The organism is Micromonospora sp. NPDC047644 (assembly GCF_040704315.1).
Taxonomy (GTDB): domain Bacteria; phylum Actinomycetota; class Actinomycetes; order Mycobacteriales; family Micromonosporaceae; genus Micromonospora.
Window position 1 is genome coordinate 91584 of sequence record NZ_JBEYSY010000001.1, and the last position, 18862, is coordinate 110445.

Annotated in this window: 19 protein-coding genes; 8 read left to right on the top strand and 11 right to left on the bottom strand. The window is 72.4% G+C overall.

Going from position 1 to position 18862, the window contains the following annotated elements; translation table 11 throughout:
* Positions 1–243 precede the first annotated feature (243 nt).
* Complete coding sequence (locus AB0877_RS00455) at positions 244–1440, bottom strand: acyl-CoA dehydrogenase family protein (RefSeq protein ID WP_366605325.1); 1197 nt, start codon at positions 1438–1440, stop codon at positions 244–246.
* A 177-nt stretch (positions 1441–1617) separates the two neighbouring features.
* Between AB0877_RS00455 and AB0877_RS00460 the strand changes: the two genes are divergently transcribed.
* Entirely contained in the window at positions 1618–2157 is a 540-nt protein-coding gene (locus tag AB0877_RS00460; protein WP_366605327.1) for a DUF4190 domain-containing protein, read from the top strand.
* A gap of 11 nt (positions 2158–2168) precedes the next feature.
* Here AB0877_RS00460 and AB0877_RS00465 read toward each other — a convergent pair whose 3' ends face one another.
* The gene (locus AB0877_RS00465; RefSeq protein WP_366605329.1) at positions 2169–3074 is read right to left on the bottom strand and encodes an SDR family NAD(P)-dependent oxidoreductase; all 906 of its coding nucleotides are present in this window, start codon (positions 3072–3074) and stop codon (positions 2169–2171) included.
* A 118-nt stretch (positions 3075–3192) separates the two neighbouring features.
* Here AB0877_RS00465 and AB0877_RS00470 point away from each other — a divergent pair, with 118 nt between their 5' ends.
* The gene (locus tag AB0877_RS00470; RefSeq protein WP_366605330.1) at positions 3193–3747 is read left to right on the top strand and encodes a DUF4190 domain-containing protein; all 555 of its coding nucleotides are present in this window, start codon (positions 3193–3195) and stop codon (positions 3745–3747) included.
* A 79-nt stretch (positions 3748–3826) separates the two neighbouring features.
* Here AB0877_RS00470 and AB0877_RS00475 read toward each other — a convergent pair whose 3' ends face one another.
* A complete protein-coding gene (locus tag AB0877_RS00475) occupies positions 3827–4783 on the bottom strand; it encodes a CoA ester lyase (protein WP_366605332.1) in 957 nt (318 codons plus the stop codon).
* A 128-nt stretch (positions 4784–4911) separates the two neighbouring features.
* On the opposite strand from AB0877_RS00475, the gene AB0877_RS00480 reads away from it, so the two are divergent.
* A complete protein-coding gene (locus AB0877_RS00480) occupies positions 4912–5736 on the top strand; it encodes an SDR family NAD(P)-dependent oxidoreductase (protein ID WP_366606145.1) in 825 nt (274 codons plus the stop codon).
* An 18-nt stretch (positions 5737–5754) separates the two neighbouring features.
* Here AB0877_RS00480 and AB0877_RS00485 read toward each other — a convergent pair whose 3' ends face one another.
* The 3 genes from AB0877_RS00485 to AB0877_RS00495 form a co-directional block, all read right to left on the bottom strand.
* Positions 5755–7167 (bottom strand): hypothetical protein, encoded by a 1413-nt coding sequence (locus AB0877_RS00485; RefSeq protein ID WP_366605333.1) that lies wholly within the window; start codon positions 7165–7167, stop codon positions 5755–5757.
* Positions 7164–7688, bottom strand: a complete 525-nt coding sequence (locus tag AB0877_RS00490; protein ID WP_279515046.1) for a SigE family RNA polymerase sigma factor — start codon at positions 7686–7688, stop codon at positions 7164–7166. The genes AB0877_RS00485 and AB0877_RS00490 overlap by 4 nt, the downstream gene beginning before the upstream one ends.
* Positions 7689–7757: 69 nt before the next feature.
* A complete protein-coding gene (locus AB0877_RS00495; RefSeq protein ID WP_366605336.1) occupies positions 7758–8732 on the bottom strand; it encodes a DMT family transporter in 975 nt (324 codons plus the stop codon).
* A 106-nt stretch (positions 8733–8838) separates the two neighbouring features.
* Between AB0877_RS00495 and AB0877_RS00500 the strand changes: the two genes are divergently transcribed.
* On the top strand, positions 8839–9558 hold the full coding sequence (locus AB0877_RS00500; RefSeq protein WP_366605337.1) for an HAD family hydrolase: 720 nt from the start codon (positions 8839–8841) through the stop codon (positions 9556–9558).
* An 8-nt stretch (positions 9559–9566) separates the two neighbouring features.
* Here the strand turns inward: AB0877_RS00500 and AB0877_RS00505 are convergent, their stop codons facing one another.
* Together AB0877_RS00505 and AB0877_RS00510 are read right to left on the bottom strand one after the other, a co-directional pair.
* Positions 9567–10097: a hypothetical protein gene (locus AB0877_RS00505; RefSeq protein ID WP_366605338.1), complete on the bottom strand. Its 531-nt coding sequence runs from the start codon at positions 10095–10097 to the stop codon at positions 9567–9569.
* A 12-nt stretch (positions 10098–10109) separates the two neighbouring features.
* On the bottom strand, positions 10110–10979 hold the full coding sequence (locus tag AB0877_RS00510) for a PhzF family phenazine biosynthesis protein (RefSeq protein ID WP_366605340.1): 870 nt from the start codon (positions 10977–10979) through the stop codon (positions 10110–10112).
* A 33-nt stretch (positions 10980–11012) separates the two neighbouring features.
* Between AB0877_RS00510 and AB0877_RS00515 the strand changes: the two genes are divergently transcribed.
* The 3 genes from AB0877_RS00515 to AB0877_RS00525 all read left to right on the top strand — a co-directional run bounded on the left by AB0877_RS00515 (position 11013) and on the right by AB0877_RS00525 (position 14167).
* Positions 11013–12299, top strand: coding sequence for a CBS domain-containing protein (locus tag AB0877_RS00515; RefSeq protein WP_366605342.1), 1287 nt, complete (start codon positions 11013–11015; stop codon positions 12297–12299).
* The gene (locus tag AB0877_RS00520; protein WP_366605344.1) at positions 12292–12942 is read left to right on the top strand and encodes a DUF1003 domain-containing protein; all 651 of its coding nucleotides are present in this window, start codon (positions 12292–12294) and stop codon (positions 12940–12942) included. Before AB0877_RS00515 ends, AB0877_RS00520 begins: the two co-directional genes overlap by 8 nt.
* A 76-nt stretch (positions 12943–13018) precedes the next feature.
* Positions 13019–14167, top strand: coding sequence for an Mrp/NBP35 family ATP-binding protein (locus tag AB0877_RS00525; RefSeq protein ID WP_366605345.1), 1149 nt, complete (start codon positions 13019–13021; stop codon positions 14165–14167).
* 199 nt (positions 14168–14366) lie between these two features.
* Here the strand turns inward: AB0877_RS00525 and AB0877_RS00530 are convergent, their stop codons facing one another.
* A complete protein-coding gene (locus tag AB0877_RS00530) occupies positions 14367–14798 on the bottom strand; it encodes a preprotein translocase subunit TatB (protein WP_366605346.1) in 432 nt (143 codons plus the stop codon).
* A gap of 97 nt (positions 14799–14895) precedes the next feature.
* Positions 14896–16317: a trypsin-like peptidase domain-containing protein gene (locus AB0877_RS00535; protein ID WP_366605347.1), complete on the bottom strand. Its 1422-nt coding sequence runs from the start codon at positions 16315–16317 to the stop codon at positions 14896–14898.
* A gap of 190 nt (positions 16318–16507) precedes the next feature.
* Here AB0877_RS00535 and AB0877_RS00540 point away from each other — a divergent pair, with 190 nt between their 5' ends.
* Positions 16508–17203 carry an O-methyltransferase gene (locus tag AB0877_RS00540; protein WP_307788581.1) on the top strand — a complete coding sequence of 232 codons (696 nt, stop codon included), beginning with the start codon at positions 16508–16510 and terminating at the stop codon, positions 17201–17203.
* Between the two features lie 81 nt (positions 17204–17284).
* Here the strand turns inward: AB0877_RS00540 and AB0877_RS00545 are convergent, their stop codons facing one another.
* Positions 17285–18760 (bottom strand): leucyl aminopeptidase family protein, encoded by a 1476-nt coding sequence (locus AB0877_RS00545; protein ID WP_366606147.1) that lies wholly within the window; start codon positions 18758–18760, stop codon positions 17285–17287.
* Positions 18761–18862 lie beyond the last annotated feature (102 nt).

Below are 18862 nucleotides of genomic sequence, written 5' to 3' on the forward strand. Positions count from 1 at the left end.
TTGCGTCGATCACGGGCTTGGCCCCTGCCTCGCCGTCGATCATGGAGTTGTGGTGCCAGATTCACGGCCTTTTGCCGCATCTGCCCCCACCACAACTCCATGATCGACGGGGCGGGTCGGGGCGGGGCGGGGCGGGGTGGGGTGGGGGTCGGGCGGGGCGAGGGCCGCGCGGGGTGGGGTGGGCCGTGGCGGGTGGGGTGGAGCCGTGGAGGGCGGGGTGGGCCGTGGAGGGCTGGGTGGGGGTTAGAGCTTGTATTGCTTGAGGAGGCCTCGGGAGATGATGGTCTTCTGGATCTCTGAGGTGCCCTCGCCGATGAGCAGGAACGGGGCCTCCCGCATCAGCCGCTCGATCTCGTACTCCTTGGAGTAGCCGTAGCCGCCGTGGATGCGGAACGCCTCCTGGACGACCTCGGCGCAGTATTCGGAGGCGAGCAGCTTGGCCATTCCGGCCTCCACGTCGTTGCGCTGGCCGGCGTCCTTGAGCCGGGCGGCGTTGACCATGAGGGCGTGCGCGGCCTCGATCTTCGTGCCCATCTCGGCGAGTTTGAAGGCGATCGCCTGGTGCTTGGCGAGCGGCTGGCCGAAGGTCTTGCGCTGCTGGGCGTAGCTCACCGCCAGCTCGAAGGCGCGGATGGAGATGCCGCAGGCGCGGGCGGCCACGTTGACCCGGCCCACCTCGATGCCGTCCATCATCTGGTAGAAGCCACGGCCGACCTGGTCGGTGCCGCCGAGGATCGCGGAGTCGGGCACCGTCACGCCGTCGAGCACCATTTCGGTGGTCTCGACGCCCTTGTAGCCCATCTTTTCGATCTTGCCGGGGATGGTGAGGCCGGGGGCCGTCTCGCCGAAGCCGGGCTCCTTCTCCAGCAGGAAGGTGCTCATGTTGCCGTAGACGGACTCCGCGCCGGTGTCGGTCTTGACCAGGGTGGCCACCACCGAGGAGTAGGCCCCGTTGGTGAGCCACATCTTCTGCCCGTTGAGCACATAGCGGTCGCCGTCGCGAACGGCCCGGGACTTGATCGCCGAGACGTCGGAGCCGGTCTCGGGCTCGGACATGGAGAACGCGCCCCGCACCTCGCCGGTGGCCATCTTCGGCAGCAGCCGGGCCTTCTGCTCGGCGGAGCCGTGCTGGGAGATCAGGTACGCCACGATGAAGTGGGTGTTGACGATGCCGGAGATCGACATCCAGCCCCGGGACAGCTGCTCCACCACCAGCGCGTAGGTGAGCAGTGATTCGCCGAGGCCGCCGTACTCCTCGTCGATGGTGAGGCCGAACAGCCCCATCTCGCGCATGCCGTCGAGGATGTCGGTGGGGTACTCGTCGGCGTGTTCCAGCCGCTGCGCGTGCGGGATGATCTCCTTGTCGGCGAAGTCCCGAACGGTCTCCAGGATCGACTGTTGCACATCGGTCAGGCCGGGCGTCTGGGCGAGTCTGGCCATCTCAGCCTCCGGGGATCCGCGCACTACTCATGGGTAACTGAACGCTGGGTCAGTATCGGCCCCTCGGATCGAGGAGGCCAAGGTGACCAGTCCACACAACCGCTGTGAAAAGGTTCACCGCTGCGGGTAGCGTCCGGCAAGAGGGACTTTCCCGGCACCGGCAGGAGGAGGACAGCTGTGAGCTACCCACCGCCGTCGGGGCCGCCCGAGGACGAGCCGCCGCCGTCACCCTACGAGCCACCAAAGGACCAGTCGCCGTACGCGCCACCGCCGGCCGGCCAGTCACCGTACGCGCCGCAGCCGGACCAGCCGGCGTACGAGCTGCCAGCGGAACGCTCACCGTACGGGCCGCCGCCGGGCGAACCGTCGCCGTACGGCCACCAGGGCTCCCAGCAGTCGGCGCACTGGAGCCAGCAACCGCCGTACCCCCCGCAGGGCCCCTACGGCCAGTACGGCCCACCGCCGGCCGGCCCGGGTCGGGGCACGAACGTGCTGGCGATCCTGTCGCTGGTGTTCGCCTTCGTCTTTCCGCCGGCCGGCGCCGTCCTCGGTCACGTGGCCAAGCGGCAGATCCGTACCAGTGGTGAGGAGGGCGACCAGCTCGCGACCTGGGGGCTGATCCTGGGCTACGTCTTCACCGGGCTCACCGTGCTGGCCTGCTGCGGCTGGCTGGCGCTGGTGGCCTTCGGCAACTCCGGCGACAGCAACGGCTACTGACCAACGGGCGGTCAGCGGAAGCGGGCCTCGCGGACGCTGTTGCCGCCGTCCACCACGAGCATCTGCCCGGTGATGTACGAGGCGGCCGGCGAGCAGAGGAAGCTGATCGCCGCGGCGACCTCGTCCGGGGTGCCCGGTCGACCCACCGGGGTGCCCAACCCCTGCTTGATCTCGGCCATGGTGGATGCCGCGGTGTAGATGGTGCCGGGCGCCACCGCGTTGACGGTCACCCCGTCGGCGATCATCTCCATGGCCAGCGCCCGGGTCAGCCCGACGACCCCGGCCTTCGCCGCGGCGTACGCGGCCTCGGTGGGCAGGGCGTTGACCGGGCCGGCCGTGGCCGCCAGGTTGACGATCCGACCCCAACCCCGCTCGGCCATCCCCCCGATGAACGCGCGGCTGCACAGGAACGCGGTGGAGAGGTTGCGGTCGATCTCGCCGCGCCACTCGTCGTAGGTCAGCTGCGCTACCGGCCGCAGCACCCCCTGGCTGGCGCGACTGGCCAGGCCGGCGTTGTTGACCAGCACCTCGACATCGCCCAACTGCTCGGCGACGGCATCGGCCAACGCGCCGACCTCGGACTCGTCGGTGAGGTCGGCGACGAAACCGGTGACTCCCAGCTCGGTCGCCCGCTCGTGGATGCGTCGGGTGGTGGAGACGATGGCCACCCGCGCGCCCAGGTCGGCGAGTCGACGGGCGGTGGCGTACCCGATGCCGTCCGGGCTGCCCGCCCCGGTGACCAGGGCGACCCGCCCGTCGAGGCGCATGGTGACCGGGTCGGTGAGCGCGACCGGCTCGTCGGGGCCGGGGCTGCCCGCCGGGGCGGCGGTCCGGGCACGCCGGCCCGCGCCCGGGCGGCTGACGTCCCGTCGGGGTCGACTGCCGGAGCGGTCCGCGGCGCGCGCGTCGTATGCCATGCCAGGGATCCTGCCCGTTACGACCGGCCCGAGCAACGCGGCACCCGGAAGCGGGGGCGTCGGGTTTGGGCAGCGCTGGCTACCCTGTCTCCGCACCCCAACCTGACGGAGAGTTCGTATGACCAATCCCCCGCCGCCCGGCAACTGGAGCGATCCCACGTGGTCGGCCCAGCCGTCGAGCCCCGCACCGGATCCGACCCTGGTGGCCGGTCAGCCGGTGCCCGCGCAACCTGGCCCGGTCGACCCCTACGCCCCCGCCCCGTACGCCCCGGACCCGTACGCCCCGGTCGACCCGTACGCCGGCGCGAAGCAGCAGGCGACCCAGCCGATGCCCGGCTATGCGCCGCCCGGATATGCCCAGCCCGGTTATCCGCAGCAGTACCCCGGCTACGGCTACCCGCAGCAGCCGAAGACCAACGGGCTGGCGATCGCGGCGTTCGTGCTGGCCCTGATCGGCTTCACGTCCTGCATCACCGCGCCGATCGGCGCGATCCTCGGGCACGTGGCGCAGAAGCAGATCCGGCTCAGCGGTGAGAGCGGGGCGGGGATGGCGAAGGCCGCCATCATCGTCGGCTGGATCCTCACCGGGTTCCTGGTGCTGATCATCCTCTTCTACGTTGCCGCGATCGTCTACGCGATCGCGACGAGCGACAACAGCAGCGGCAGCTACTGACCGGCGGGCGGGCCGGCCGGCGTACCGCCGATTGTCGGGCCGGATCGGCAGCCGGCGGCGGTCGGCCCGGCCCGGCCGGTCACTGCTCCGGTGGGGTGAACGACGAGGTACGGCTCATCCCGGCGGCCCGGCCCTTCGCGGCGACCACCAACGCCATCTTGCGGGACGCTTCGTCGATCATCTCGTCGCCGAGCATCACGGCGCCGAGCCGGCCGCCGGCCTCCGAGGTGTAGTGCTCGTACGCGTCGAGGATCAACTCGGCGTGGTCGTAGTCGGCCTGCGCCGGCTGGTAGACCTCGTTGGCGGCGTCGATCTGGCCCGGGTGCAGCACCCACTTGCCGTCGAAGCCCAGCGCGGCCGAGCGCTTGGCCACCTCGCGGAACGCGTCGACGTCGCGGATCTGCAGGAACGGGCCGTCGATGGCCTGCTTGTCGTGCATCCGCGCGGCCATCAGGATCCGCATGAGGATGTAGTGGTACGGGTCGCCCGGGTAGTCCGGGATCAGGCCGCCGACCACCATCGACTTCATGTTGATCGACGCCATGAAGTCGGCGGGGCCGAAGATGATGGTCTCCACGCGCGGCGAGGCGGCGGCGATCGCGTCCACGTTGACCAGACCGGCGGCGTTCTCGATCTGCGCCTCGATGCCGATCCGACCGACCTCCAGGCCGATCGTCTTCTCGATCTGGGCGAGCGTCAGGTCCAGCCACCGCACCTGGTCGGCGGTCTGCACCTTCGGCAGCATGATGCAGTCCAGGTTGGCGCCGGCGCCCTCGACGACCTCGATGACGTCCCGGTAGGTCCACGGGGTGGTCAGGTCGTTGACCCGGACCACCCGGGTCTTGCCGGCCCAGTCGCCCTCGTTGAGGGCGGCCACGATGTTCTTGCGGGCGTCCGGCTTGGCCAGTGGTGCGACGGCGTCCTCCAGGTCGAGGAAGACCTGGTCGGCCGGGAGGCCCTGGGCCTTGCCGAGCATCTTCACGCTGGAACCCGGCACGGCGAGGCAGGACCTGCGGGGGCGACCGACTGCGGCCATGGATGCGCTCCTTCCAGCGTCCGGCGGGCATGCCGACGCCACCTGACGACAGATCCGGGACCTTAACGATCCCAAAGGGCGTTGTGACGCCACGGTAACCTCGCGCCATGACCGGGGTGAATGGACCTGTGGAAGATCTCACTGGGCGCCGACTGGTGGTGGTGACCGGGGCCAGCTCCGGCATCGGGCTGGCCGCCGCCGTGCACCTGGCCTGCCGGGGCGACCAGGTGGTGCTGGTCGGGCGGGACCCGGCGCGCCTGCAGGCCGCAGCCGAACGGGTACGGGAGAACTCCGGCGAACGTCCGGAGCTGTTCCGGGCCGACTTCGCGATCCTCGACGACGTACGCCGACTGGCCGAGCGGCTGCGGGCGGCGTACGACCGGATCGACGTGCTCGCCAACAACGCCGGCGCGATCGCGTTGCAACCACTGAGAACCGTCGACGGCTTCGAGATGTCGATCCAGGCCAACCACCTGGCCCCGTTCCTGCTGACCAACCTGCTGGCCGATCGGGTGGGTCGGGTCGTGGTGACCGCCTCCGGCGCGCACCGCTTCGGCGCACTCGACCCGGACGACCTGAACAAGCCGCTGCGCGGTTACCGGCCGATGGGCGCGTACGGCACCAGCAAGCAGGCGAACGTCCTGTTCGCCGCCGAGGCGGCCCGGCGCTGGCCGGACGTTGCCTCGTACAGCTTCCACCCGGGGGTGGTCCGGACCCGGTTCGCCAACGACAGCAGGATCGTCGCGTTCGGGATGCGGTTCATGCCGTTCCGCAGCCCGGAGAAGGGCGCCGAGACCCTGGTGTGGTTGGCCAACCAGGAGCGTTCCCGACTGATCAACGGGGGTTACTACGTCGACCGTCGGCCACGTCGACCGTTGCGGAAGGCGGCCGATCCGCAGCTCGCCGCCCGGCTGTGGGCGGCGAGCGTCAAGGCGGTCGGTCTCGGTGACTGACCGCTCCGACGACCCGGGTCACTGAGGTGCACGAGGGTTAGGTGTTCTGCCGCGGGCGCGTCGGTCCGACCGTCGAGCGCGGCGGCGTCGCAGCCACGAGAGCACGGGCAGCGCGACCAGGACCGCCAGGATGAACCCCACAGCGAGCGCCCAGAACGGCGGTGGCCCGTAGTGGGGGCGGCCGGATTCGCGTACCGCCCCGTCGATCGCGAGGTCGGCGGCGACCGAGAGGTCGGTGATGCCCTCCGGCGTCCGGAAGAGCACTTCCGGCGCAGTCGCTCCCCGACGTAGCACCACGAGTTCCACCGCCTCCGTGCCGACCTCGTGATAGGGCCCCCAGGCGACGTCGTGCTCCTCCGGGCTGTCCACCGCCTCCGGACCCGGTACGCCGACCAACGCGACCGCCTCGTCCGCCGAGCGCCAGCCGAGCAGTTGCACGAACGAGCGGGAGCGCAGCGGCGGGAACGCCGCGCCGGCCAGCGGTGTGCCGTCGACTGTGGACCGGGGGACCAGTGTCCAGGTGCGCCGGTAGGACGGAACCGGGCAGTCGGTGCAGGTGGACCGGCCGAGGATAGCAACCGATCGGCCGTCCGGCAGCCAGGACCCGGCCCCGGCGAGCCGCCCGCCCGCCAACGGCAGCTTCCGGTACGGCTCGGCGACCCGATCCGCGCCCGCGTCGTCCACCCGGGCCAGCCAGACCTCGTCGCGGAGCTGAAGGGCGAGGTCGCCGCCGTCCGGCGACAGCGCCGCCGTGCGCCCCGGCGGAACCCAGGTGGTGCCGACCCGCACCCGCAGCACGTCGGTTCCGCGATCCCGGTCGTAGACCCCCACGTACGGGGTGGAGTAGGTGTTCGGGGACGTGAACGTGGTGTCGTCATCGGCGTAGACCAGGCGTTTCCCGTTGGGCGCGAAGGCGAGTGGATAGCCGTCCGGGCGATCCTTGGTGGTCTTTCCGGACTTCAGATCGAGCAGCGACGTGCCCATCCAGACATACCGGCCGTCCGGGGAGAGCATCGCCTCGAAGCCCGCGACGACCGGGTCGCCGTCCAGCACGCGGTAGCGGTCGTCGGCGGCGGCCACCACAGCCATCCGGGTCTCGAGCCAGTTGGTGCGCACGGCGGGGCCGCCGAAGAGCATCGCCGCGGCACCCGGCGCGGACGCCCGCACCGAGGCGGTCCGAAGCGGCGGGTCGACGAGTCGGGTGGGCAGGCCCGGGGCGTCGTGCCGGGGGCTGGCGGGCATCGGCAGGGCGACCGGGTGCAGCGCGTACCCGGTGCCCAGGAGCAGGACCAGGACGGCGAGCGCGCCGGCGACGACGGCCCGGCGACGACGGTGCCGGGTCCGCGCCGCGTCGAAGAACCCTTCCGGTACGCGCGCGGGCGGCACGTCGTCCGCGAGGCGACGCAACGTTTCGGAGAGCCGAGCGGTCACCGGGCCACCTCCTGGGGGTCACGTCCGACAAGTTCGGCCAACTCCGGGGCGAGGACACGGAGTCGGCCGAGGGCGTGGCGGGTCTGACTCTTCACGGTGCCGACCCGGCAGCCGAGCAGTTCCGCCGTCTCCGTCTCGGTGCGGTCCTCGTAGTAGCGCAGCACGAGGACCGCGCGCTGCCGCGCCGTCAGCCGGGCCAACGCCGCCGACAGCACCAGCCGCAGATCGGTGTCGTCACCCGGCCCGGGGCGTTCCGGCAGCGCCCCGTCCAGCCGCTCCGGTGGGCGGGCCCGCCGCCAGCGCCACCAACTGGCCGCCTGCGTGCAGAGCACCCGGCGCAGGTAGGCGCGCGGGTCGGCGATCCGCTCCCACCGCACCGCGACCCGAGCGAGTGCCACCTGGACCAGGTCCTCGGCATGATGCCGGTCACCGGTCAGCAGGTACGCGAGCCGGGTCAGCCCGGCGGTCTCGGCCCGGACGAAGTCGGCGAAGCCGTCCCGGGTGCGGTCCTCAGTCGTCAACGGATCGCCCTCCTCACCCGGACAGACGCCGGGCGGGCCCGCCGCGGAGGGAACCAGCGTCGGGGTTCCTCACGTCGTGTCGGTCGATCGGTCGGACAGTGGCGTCGGGTCGGCGGGCAGGGCTGTGGGTTCGGCCGCACGGCGGCCGGCGCGGGCACCGCCCAGCACCACCACCGCCACGCCGGCCAGCAGCATCGCCATGCCGAGCAGCGCGTACGGGCGGGGCACCTGCCCCAGCCAGGCCCAGCCGAGCAGGGCCGCGCCGGGTGCCTCCAGCAGGATCAGCACGCTCACCGTGGTCGCCGGGATCTTCCGCAGGGCGTAGTTGAACATCGAGTGCCCGAGCAGTTGGGCGCCGGCCACCAGGGCCAGGATGGCCAGCCAGGTACGCCCGTCGAAGCCGCTCAGCCGCACGCCGCCGACCAGGCACAGGGCCAGCAGGATCAGCGCGCAGATCCCGTAGCAGATGGTGGTGTAGGTGGTGGTGCTGATGCTGACCCGGGCCCGTTCCCCGAAGGCGGTGTAGACGGCGGCGAACATGGCGCCGATCAGCGCCAGCACGTCACCGAGGACGGCCCGGCCGGAGACGCCGACGTCCACTCCGGTGGCGACCGCCGCGCCGCCGACGGCGACCGCGATGCCGGTCCACACCACCCGGGGCAGCGGACGCCCCTGGGCGCGGGCGATCAGCCCCTGCCAGACCGGCTGGGTGGCGACCAGGGCGGTGGACGTGGCGACCGAGGTGAGCTGGGCGCTCGGCACCCAGGTCGCGAAGTGCCCGGCGAGGGCGACCCCGGACAGGACGCAGAACAGGCCCTCCCGCCGCCCCGCGCCCACTGTCAGTCTGCGGAACTCGGCGCGGCGTCGGACCAACGCGAAAGGGCTCAGGACGGCCACCGCGAGCAGGTTGCGCCAGAACGCGATGGCCAGCGCCGGAGCGGCGGCGTACGCGATCAGCGGCGCGGACGACGACACGGCGACCACGGCCAGCCCGACCGCGCCGGTGGTGAGCGGGTCAAACGGCCGGGGTGAAGGTGGGTGCACGGGACGTAATCCTCACACGTATGACGGTCAGCACGGAGAGTCATCACTCCGTTACGATCACGCGGTTCCGCGCCAGCGACCCTCGACCGCCCGGAGGCGCTCCCCCATGCCCAGCTACCAGGCGGTGCTGTTCGATTTCTTCGGCACCCTGACCCGTTCGGTACAACGCGGTGTCGCCCACCTCGGCACCGCCGAGCTGCTCGGATGTCCCACCGAGGTGCTGACCGAGGTGTTGAACCGCACCTACTACGAGCGGGCCAGCGGCCGGCTCGGCGACGCGGAGGCGACACTGCGCTGGGTGTGCGCCCAGGCCGGCGTGGACCCCAGCGACAATGCGGTACGGGCAGCGGTGGCGTCCCGGCACCGGGCGGTCCGCGCCGACACCTGGCTGCGGGCCGACGCGGTTCCGGTGCTGGCGGCGCTGCGTCAACGCGGCCTGCGCACCGGCGTGATCAGCGACTGTACGCACGAACTGCCGGCCTTCCTGCCGCAGCTCGCGATCGCCCCCCTGCTCGACGTTCGGGTCTTCTCGGTGCAGGTCGGGCGGTGCAAGCCGGATCCGACGCTGTACCTGACGGCCTGCCAGCGGCTCGGGCTCGCGCCGGGCGACTGCCTCTACGTCGGTGACGGCGGCAGCCAGGAGTTGACCGGCGCCGAGCGGGCCGGGATGACCGCCGTCCGGCTCGCGGCACCGGATCTCGCCACGCACATGGTCTTCAATGCCGACCGGGACTGGCGCGGCCCCACCCTCGGCACCCTGGGCGAGGTGCTCGCCCTCGTCGACGCCGACGCCGCGGTGGCGGGCGTCGGCGGTCGAACGGGCTGATCGACCAATCAGCGGCGGCGGACCCGGTGCAGGCGGAACGGCTTGCGGGTGGCCCGGACCACCGGAGTCGCCCGGGGCGGCTCGGCCTGCGCGTCATCCGGCAACTCCGCGCCGGCCAGCGGCGTACCGGCCGGGGCGAGGCGGTTCACCGCGCATCCGTCGGCGGCCCACCGGGCCACCAGGTCAGCGGTCGGACCGGGCGCGTTGAGGCGCTTCGCCGCCACCAGCGGCGCGGTGACCTCCCACGCCTCGGTGCCCGGCTGCAACCGGCTCACCCGGGCCGGCCAGGTGACGATCCGGCCGCCGTGGTCGCCGCGCAGGGTGACCTGGGCCTCGGTCGCGTCGGCCAGACCCGGTGCGGCCTGCTCGCCCGGCCCACTGACCACCAGCAGCGCGCCCTCCAGCGGGGCGCACCAGAGCGCGAGCGCCGGCCCACCCGCGACGCTGACCCAGGCCACGGCGGCCTTCTTCATCGCCTCGTCGACCAGTGGGGTGCCCCCGGGGGCGGTCTCGTCCGTCACACCCGCATCCTCCCGCATCGGCGCCTCCGCTCAGCCCACGAACGGCGGCACGGCGATCTCGCCACGGGCCACCGGCACCACCTGGCCGGCGACGGTCGCGCCGACCGCCACCCCGTTCGCCGCGGTGACCGTGCAGGTCAACGCGGACGGACGGTTCATCTCCACACCCTGACGGACCGCGTACTCCGACCGACCCTCACCGGGTAGCAGACCGCTCGCGACCAGCCAGACACCGAGGCCGAGGGCCGCCGAACCGGTCGCCGGGTCCTCCGGAACGCCGATCCCCGGCACGAAGACCCGGGCGTGCGCGGTTTGCGCGGCCGCGTCCCAGGAGAAGACGCTGACGTGCGAAACCCCGTACCGCTGCGCCGCCGTCGGGTCCACCCGGGCGCGGGCCACCGACTCCGGACGCACCGGCAGGTACGGGAACTCCAGCCCGCAGCCGGCGACCCGTGGGGCGGGCCCGATGTGGTCCTCGGCGACCAGGCCGGCGATCTCCAGCAACGGCTCCGGGTCCAGCTCCGGCCCGAGCGTCGGAGCACCACCGGTCAGCGTCGCCCCGGACGCCCTCACCTCGATCGGCAGCACACCGGCCCGGCACTCCTGGGTGACCTGCCCCACACCGAACATGCCGCGCCGGCAGGCGGTGACCGCCGCGCCGACGCTGGGGTGCCCGGCGAACGGCAACTCCTCCACCGGGGTGAAGATCCTGGCCCGGTAGGTGACGCCCACCTGGGTCGGCGGCAGCACGAACACCGTCTCGGACAGGTTGAACTCCAACGCGAGCGCCTGCATCTGTTCGGTGGCCAGCGCTTCCGCACCGAACACCACAGCCAGCGGGTTACCGGCGAAGGGGCGGTCGGTGAAGACGTCCACGATCTCGTAGGCCAAGGTCGACATGTTGATAAACACTAGGCGCTTAGGCTGGTGCCCGTGAGTACGCCGACCCGGGTCTACATCGCCCGTCTCGCCGGAGTCGCCGTCTTCGACCCGAACGGCGACCAGGTGGGCCGGGTTCGTGACGCCGTGGCACGGCTGCGGGCGACGAAGCGCCCGCCGGAGGTGGTGGGCCTCGTCGCCGAGATGCCGATGCGTCGCCGGATCTTCCTGTCCATCAACCGGATCACCTCCATCGACGCGGACGCCGTCGTACTCGGCTCCGGCACCCTCAACCTGCGCCGGTTCGAGAAGCGCCCGAACGAGCTGCTGGTGCTCCAGGAACTGCTCGACCGGCGGGTGCAACTCGACCCCGGCGGCCAGCCCGGCGCAGTCGTGGACGTCGCGATGGAGTGCACCCGGGGTGGCGAGTGGTCGCTGACCCGTGTCGCCGTCCGCGAACAGACCGGTCGGCTCAGCCGGCGCGGCCACCTGCACCAGGTCGAGTGGGACCGGGTGCGCGGGCTCAGCGGCATCGCCGACAACCGGGGTACGGCGAACCTGCTGGCCGTCCTGGAGGACATGCGCCCCGCCGACCTGGCGAACGCGTTGCAGGACCTGCCCGACGCGCGCCGCAACGAGGTCGCCGCCGCTTTGAACGACGAGCGACTGGCCGACGTGCTCAGCGAGCTGCCGGAGCACGACCAGGTGGAGATCCTCGCCGCCCTCGACCGGGAGCGGGCCGCCGACGTCCTGGAGGAGATGGACCCGGACGACGCCGCTGACCTGCTCAACGAACTGCCCCCACCCGAGCAGGACGTGCTGCTGGACCTGATGGAGCCGGACGAGGCCGACCCGGTCCGCCAACTGCTCAAGTACACCCCCGGCACGGCGGGCAGTGTGATGACCTCGGAGCCGGTCATCCTGCCGCCGGACGCCACGGTCGCCGAGGCGCTGGCCCGGATCCGGGAGCCACAGCTCTCCCCGGCCGTGGCCGCGCAGGTCTTCGTGACCCGGGCGCCGCAGAACACGCCGACCGGCCGCTACCTGGGCATGGTGCACTTCCAGGCGCTGCTGCGTGAACCCCCGGCCGACCTGCTGGGCAAGGTGGTGGTCAACGACATCGACCCGCTGCGCCCCACCACGCCGCTGCCGGAGATCACCCGCCGGATGGCCACCTACGACCTGGTCGCCATGCCGGTGATCGACCGCAACAACCGGCTGGTCGGTGCGGTGACGGTGGACGACGTGCTGGACCACTCGCTGCCCCGGGACTGGCGGGACCGCGACGCCCTCGTCGCCCCGGGCACCACCGACCCCGCGCTGGACGGCACGGATGGCTGACCAGCGTCGGACGGAACGCCTCGACCAGCCACGCGAGCCCCGGGGCGTCAAGCTGCCCCGGTTTGACGCGGAGGCGTTCGGCCGCTGGTCCGAGGGCATCGCCCGGGGCATGGGCACCGCGAACTTCATCGTCGTCATGACGGTGGTGATCACGATCTGGTTCGTCTGGAACACGTTGGCCCCGGCGAATCTGCGCTTCGACCCGTACACCTTCACGTTCTTGACCCTGGTGCTGTCGTTGCAGGCCAGCTACGCCGCCCCGCTGATCCTGCTGGCCCAGAACCGGCAGGCCGACCGGGACCGGGTGGCCCTGGAGGAGGACCGGCGACGAGCCACCGCGCAGAAGGCGGACACCGAGTATCTGGCCCGGGAGATCGCGGCCCTGCGGATCGCGCTCGGTGAGGTCGCCACCCGCGACTTCCTCCGCTCCGAGCTGGCCCGGTTGGCCGAGGAACTGGACGAGGTGGGGCAACGCCGGCAGCGACTGGAGCGCCGCCAGCAGGAGAAGGACAACCGGCAGGAGCGCCGCGGCCCGCGGCCGGCCGACGGCGTCGGCCTGGAAGAACCCCGCGACGACCTGGACGGCGACTTCACCCGCGACGCCCGGCCGGACGGCACCGGCCCGCGCCGGTCGGAGGGTTGACCGGCCGGTCATCGATTGGCTCACACCGCCCCGGGCAGCGGCGGCAACGGATGCCCCGCGACGTAGCATTGCGGGCATGTCAGCACCCGTGAGCACCGTCGAGGACGCGATCCAGGCCGCCCTGGCCACCGTCAACGACCCGGAGATCCGCCGGCCCATCACCGAGCTGGGCATGGTCCGCTCCGCCACGATCGGTGCCAGCGGTGTGGTCCGCGTCGAGCTGCTGCTCACCGTCGCCGGCTGTCCGCTGAAGGACAAGCTGCGTACGGACATCACCGCCGCCGTGGCCGCGGTGCCCGGCGTCACCGGCGTTGAGATCGACTTCGGGGTGATGACCCCCGAGCAGCGGCAGTCGTTGCAGTCGCAGCTGCGCGGCGGCGGCGCCACCGAGGAGCCCGTCATCCCGTTCGCCCAGCCCGGCTCGCGCACCCGCGTGTACGCGGTGGCCAGCGGCAAGGGTGGCGTCGGCAAGTCCAGCGTCACCGTCAACCTGGCGGCGGCGCTCGCCGCCCGTGGGCTCTCCGTCGGGGTGGTCGACGCCGACATCTACGGCCACTCGGTGCCGCGGATGCTCGGCACGGAGGCGCGGCCCACCCGCGTCGAAGACATGATCATGCCGCCGCAGTCGCACGGCGTGAAGGTGATCTCGATCGGCATGTTCACGTCCGGCAACGCCGCGGTCGTGTGGCGCGGCCCGATGCTGCACCGGGCATTGCAGCAGTTCCTGGCCGACGTCTACTGGGGCGACCTGGACGTGCTCCTGCTCGACCTGCCCCCGGGCACCGGTGACGTGGCCATCTCGCTGGCCCAGTTGCTGCCCAACTCGGAGATCCTGATCGTCACCACCCCGCAGACCGCCGCCGCCGAGGTCGCGGAGCGGGCCGGGGCGATCGCCCTGCAGACCCACCAGCGGGTGGTCGGCGTCATCGAGAACATGTCCTGGCTGGAGCTGCCGGACGGCTCCCGGATGGAGATCTTCGGCGCCGGCGGTGGTGAGGCGGTGGCCGAGTCGCTGAGCCGGACCATCGGCGCGCAGGTGCCGCTGCTCGGTCAGATCCCCCTGGACACCCGGGTCCGCGAGGCCGGCGACGCCGGCAACCCGATCGTGCTGGCCGAGCCGGAGTCCCCGGCCGCTCAGGCGCTCGGCACGGTCGCCGACCGGCTCGCCCTGCGCCGCGAATCACTGCTCGGCAAGCCACTCGGTCTCAAGCCCGCCGGTCGCTGACCACCCACGACATCCGTCAGCCCGTCGACCCCTGTCGGTCGGCGGGCTGAGTCGTGTCGGTGCGCCAGGCGCTGGCCGAGCGCCGGCTGCCGTGGTCAACTCGGGTTTCTGAAAACCGGGGCATCCGGTGCCGATTGGCGCGACGACTTCCTGAAAACCGAGTTAGTCGAGACAAGCGCGGGTGCCGGGGGCGGGTCGGTCAGGTGGCGTCGTCGTAGCTGACGCGGGGGGCCGGAGCCGGAGCCGAGGGGCTGCTGGTGGCCGTGCTGGCGGGCGAACTCCCGTTCGACCGCAGGTCGGCGGCGTTGGCCACGTCCTTCAGGTCGTTGTGCACGCCGCTGACGTCCGCGCGCAGGTTGTCGTAGACGCCCTGCAACGGCTTGCGGATCGCCGCCTCGTCCTCCTCGCTGAGGAGGTGCTTGCGGATGAACGCCTTCGGGTGCAGGTCTTCCAGCTGAATGTCGGTGCCCAGTTCACGGCTCAGGTCACCGGTGGCGTTGCGGGCCATGTTGCGCAGGTTCCGCACCAACCGCAGGCCGTCGGTGATCACGGCGGGGAGCCGGTCACCGAAGATCAACAGCGCCAGGAGCAGCAGCGCACCGATCTCCCACCAGTTCAGGTTGTCGAGCATCCCGCGGGCCTCCTCTCGGCGTCAGCAGCAAGACTACGCACGGCGGAGGGCTTTCGGGCAAGGGGTGCGCCGCTGTCCACTGCGCTTGGGCGGTGAGTCACTTCGCGTCCGCGGCGAGAGTTACCGAGGTGTTCTGCCGGGCGGAGCCCCGCCGATACTCGACGGTCACGACCGAACCCGGCGCGTACTTGCGGACCAACGCCGTCAGATCCGTCGGCTCGGTCATCGGGCGCCCGTTGATCTTGAGGATCACGTCACCGACCTTGAGCCCAGCGCCGTCCGCGGGGCCGGACGGCTCCACCTCGGCCAGCCGCAGGCCGCCCCCGACGACCCCGGTCGGGCCGTCCGCCCGCGCGCCGATCACCGTACGCCGGGCCTTGCCGGTGCCGATGATGTCCTGGGTCACCCGCTTGGCCTGGTTGATCGGAATGGCGAAGGCGAGCCCGATGTTGCCCGCCTCCTGGCCCTCGGCGACCAGCGACTTGATGGTGGAATTCACGCCGACCACCCGGCCGGCGCCGTCGACGAGAGGGCCGCCCGAGTTGCCGTGGTTGACGGCGGCGTCGGTCTGGATGGCCGCGTAGTAACGCACCGGGCCGCCCGGCTCGCCGGCCTGCATCGTCCGGTCCAGGGCACTCACGATGCCGGCGGTGACCGTGTTGGCCAGCGACAACGGCGAGCCGATGGCGAGCACGGGGTCGCCGACCGCCAGCGCGTCGGAATCGCCGAACTCCACGGGTCGCAAACCGGGACGACTCACCTTGATCACCGCGATGTCCGACTCCGCGTCCTGGCCCACGATGGTCGCCGGCGCGGTGCTGCCGTCGTTGAAGACGACCGAGGCCTTACCGGTCCCGCCGGCCACCACATGGTCATTGGTGATCACATGGCCGTCGGTGGTGGCGATGAAACCCGAGCCCTCACTGGTCCCGCCGAGGCTGCTCACCCGCACGGTGACCACGCTGGGCAGGACCCGTTCGGCGACCCCGGCCAGCGACTCCGGTTTGCGCTGCGCCAGCGCCGGCACCTCCGCGGGCGCAGCGCCGAGGACCGCCGCACCAGCGCCGCCGCGCACCGCGAACGCGTAGCCCAACGCACCGCCGAGGGTGCCGGCCAACAGCGCGGTGATCACGGGAATGAGCAACAGGTGGCGCAGTGTCGGCCGGCCGGGCGCATCGGGGTCGGTGACCGGCTCGGGCTCGGCACCGGGAGCCACCACGCCGGGCACCACCACAGCGGTCGGGGCCGCCGGGTCGCGCCAGGGGTCGGCGAGCGCGTCCGACCACCAGGCCGACGCATCGGCCGAACCGGGCCCGCCCGAAGCCGGCGCCGGCCAGGCCGGTGCCGATCCGCCGGACGACGCCGGCCAGCCCGGTGCCGGCCCGCTGCCTGGCGGGGCAAGGGGCGGGCGGTCAGCCCCCGGCATGGTCGGCGGCCCCACCGACGGGGCTCCTGCCCCGGGCGGTCGCGCCGGAGCCGGAGTCTCACCGCCCCGGCGCCAGTCCCAGCCGTCGGTCACGTCGGTGCCTCCCAGTCCGTCCCCGGATCCCGCGCCGCGTCGCCCGGCCACGGGCCGATCCGGTCGCGGCTGACGGGATACCGCCTCCAGGATTGCACGGATGGACGCGGCACAGTCATCGGTTGCCCCGGTGATCGCTTCCGGCGGAGGCGCGGCTGCGCGCCCCACGACCGTCGCCTCTACGCTCACAGTGCCAACCCGCCCCCGCACCACGCACCGCCCCCGGAGGTGCCCCATCGCCACGGTCGCCGGTTCCGGCAGTTCGACGACACAGGCCCAGCACTTCGCCGAGTCGTACGTCACCGAGGATCTCGTCCTGCGTACCGCCCGCAGCCTGGCCCGGGAGGTCGGCCTCGACGCGGTCACGCCCGGCGCGGGCGCGGCGCTGCGGCTGCTGGCCGCCGCCGGTAATGCCCGTGCGGTGGTGGAGATCGGCACCGGCACCGGGGTCAGCGGTGTCTGGTTGCTGCGCGGCATGCGCGCCGACGGCGTGCTCACCACCATCGACGTGGAGGTGGAGCACCAGCGGATCGCCCGGCGGATCTTCGCCGAGGCCGGCTTCGCGGCCGGGCGTACCCGGATCATCACCGGTCGGGCACTCGACGTGCTGCCCCGGCTCGCCGACGGCGCGTACGACCTGGTCTTCGTGGACGCGGAGGCGACCGGCTTCCACGCCTGTGTGGAGGCGGCGCTGCGGCTGTTGCGCCCCGGGGGCGTGCTGGCGCTCAACGGCGTGCTGGCCAGCGACCGGATCGGCGACCCCTCCGCCCGGGACGCGGAGACGGTGACGGTTCGCGAGACGATCAAAGCGGTCCGGGAGTCGGAGCACTGGATCCCCGCGCTTCTTCCGGTCGGGCACGGGCTGCTGGCCGCGGTGAAGTGCTGATTCGCGCCAGGACGGGTCAGAGCCCGGGTCGCCCCGAGGCTCCGACCCTCGCGCTAGTCGACGTCGGCGAGGACCCTCGCGCTAGTCGACGTCGGCGAGCCAGCGCAGCAACGAGCGGACGCCCCAACCGGTGGCGCCGCGGCTGACCTCGGCCTGGTCCCCGTCGGCCCAGGACGGGGCGGACATGTCCAGGTGCAGCCAGCGGTCTCGTAGTTCACCGGTGAACTCGCGCAGGTAGAGCGCGGCCAGCACCGAGCCGGCACCCTGCGTGGGTGCGCTGTAGAGGTCGGCGATCTCGCTGCCGAGGTATTCCACGTAGTCGGTGTGCAGCGGCATCCGCCACGCCGACTCACCGGCCGCCTCGACCGCCGCCAGCACGCTGGCGGCCAGTTCGTCGTTCTCGCTGTAGAGGGCGGCGGTGCGCTTGCCCAGCGCCACCGAGTTCGCGCCGGTGAGCGTGGCCAGGTCGAGCAGCAGGTCGGGTTTGAGCTGCCGCGCCGCGTACGCCAGCGCGTCGGCGAGGACCAGGCGACCCTCGGCGTCGGAGTTGGTCGTCTCGCTCGTCGTACCGCCGTAGTGCCGGATCACGTCACCGGGGCGGAACGCCGAGCCGCTGACCATGTTCTCGGCCAGCGGGGCCAACGTGGTGATCCGGACCGGCAGCCGCAGCGCGGCGGCGCCCAGGGTGGCGGCGACGACCGCGGCCGCGCCGGCCATGTCCTTACGCATCAGCTTCATCGACGCCACCGGCTTGATCGAGATGCCACCGGTGTCGAAGGTGATGCCCTTGCCGATCAGCACCACATGGGTGCGCGCGTCGGCGGGGTGCCAGTCCAGTTCGACCAGCCGCGGTCCGCTGGCGGAGCCACCGCCCACGGCGAGGATCCCGCCGAAGCCCTCGGCGGTCAGCTCGGCCGGGCCCCGGACCCGCAGCCGCAGGTCCGGAAAGTCGGCTGCGGCCGAGGCCACCTGATCGGCGAACCACTGCGGGTTCTTCACCGAGGAGGGGGTGTTGGTCAGGTCCCGGGCGAGATGCGTCATCGCGGCCGTGGTCCGGGCCGTGGCGACGGTGTCCTCGTACCCGGTGGGGTCGTCGAGCAGCAGGTCGACGCCGGCGAGCGCCGGTCGGTCGCCGGCCTCGGTGAGTCGGAACCGGTACGGGGCGAGCAGCAGCCCCTCGGTCAACCCGCGGACCGCGGCCCGGGTCACGTCGGCCGGCAGCGCGATGGTGATATGCGTCTCAGCCGAGGCTGAGCGGGCCAGGGCCGCGCCGGCCGTCCGCCAGGCCGCCTCGTCGCCGTCGCCGATGCCGAGCAGCAGCAGCCGGCCGGGGGTACGCCCGGGGCGCAGCTGGGTGTGGATCTCGCCGGTTCGGCCGGTCAGCCGGGCCGCCGACACCAGCGCGGCCGCCTCGTCAGCCGTGCCGTCCGGGCCCGCCACGGCGGTCGGTACCGGCTCGGCCGAGGTGTCGTCTTCCGCCGTCGGATCGGCGGAGCGGACGGGCAGGACGAGGACGTCGAGCCGGTCGGGCTCGGCGATCAGACGAATGGCGAGCACGCGGAACCGCACCTCCAGGAAAGTGTCGCGGGTCGGCAGCCAACCCGCCTGCCCGCAGCATTGAAGACCCTGAGCCACCGGTGGTTCCGGTGGCTCAGGGTC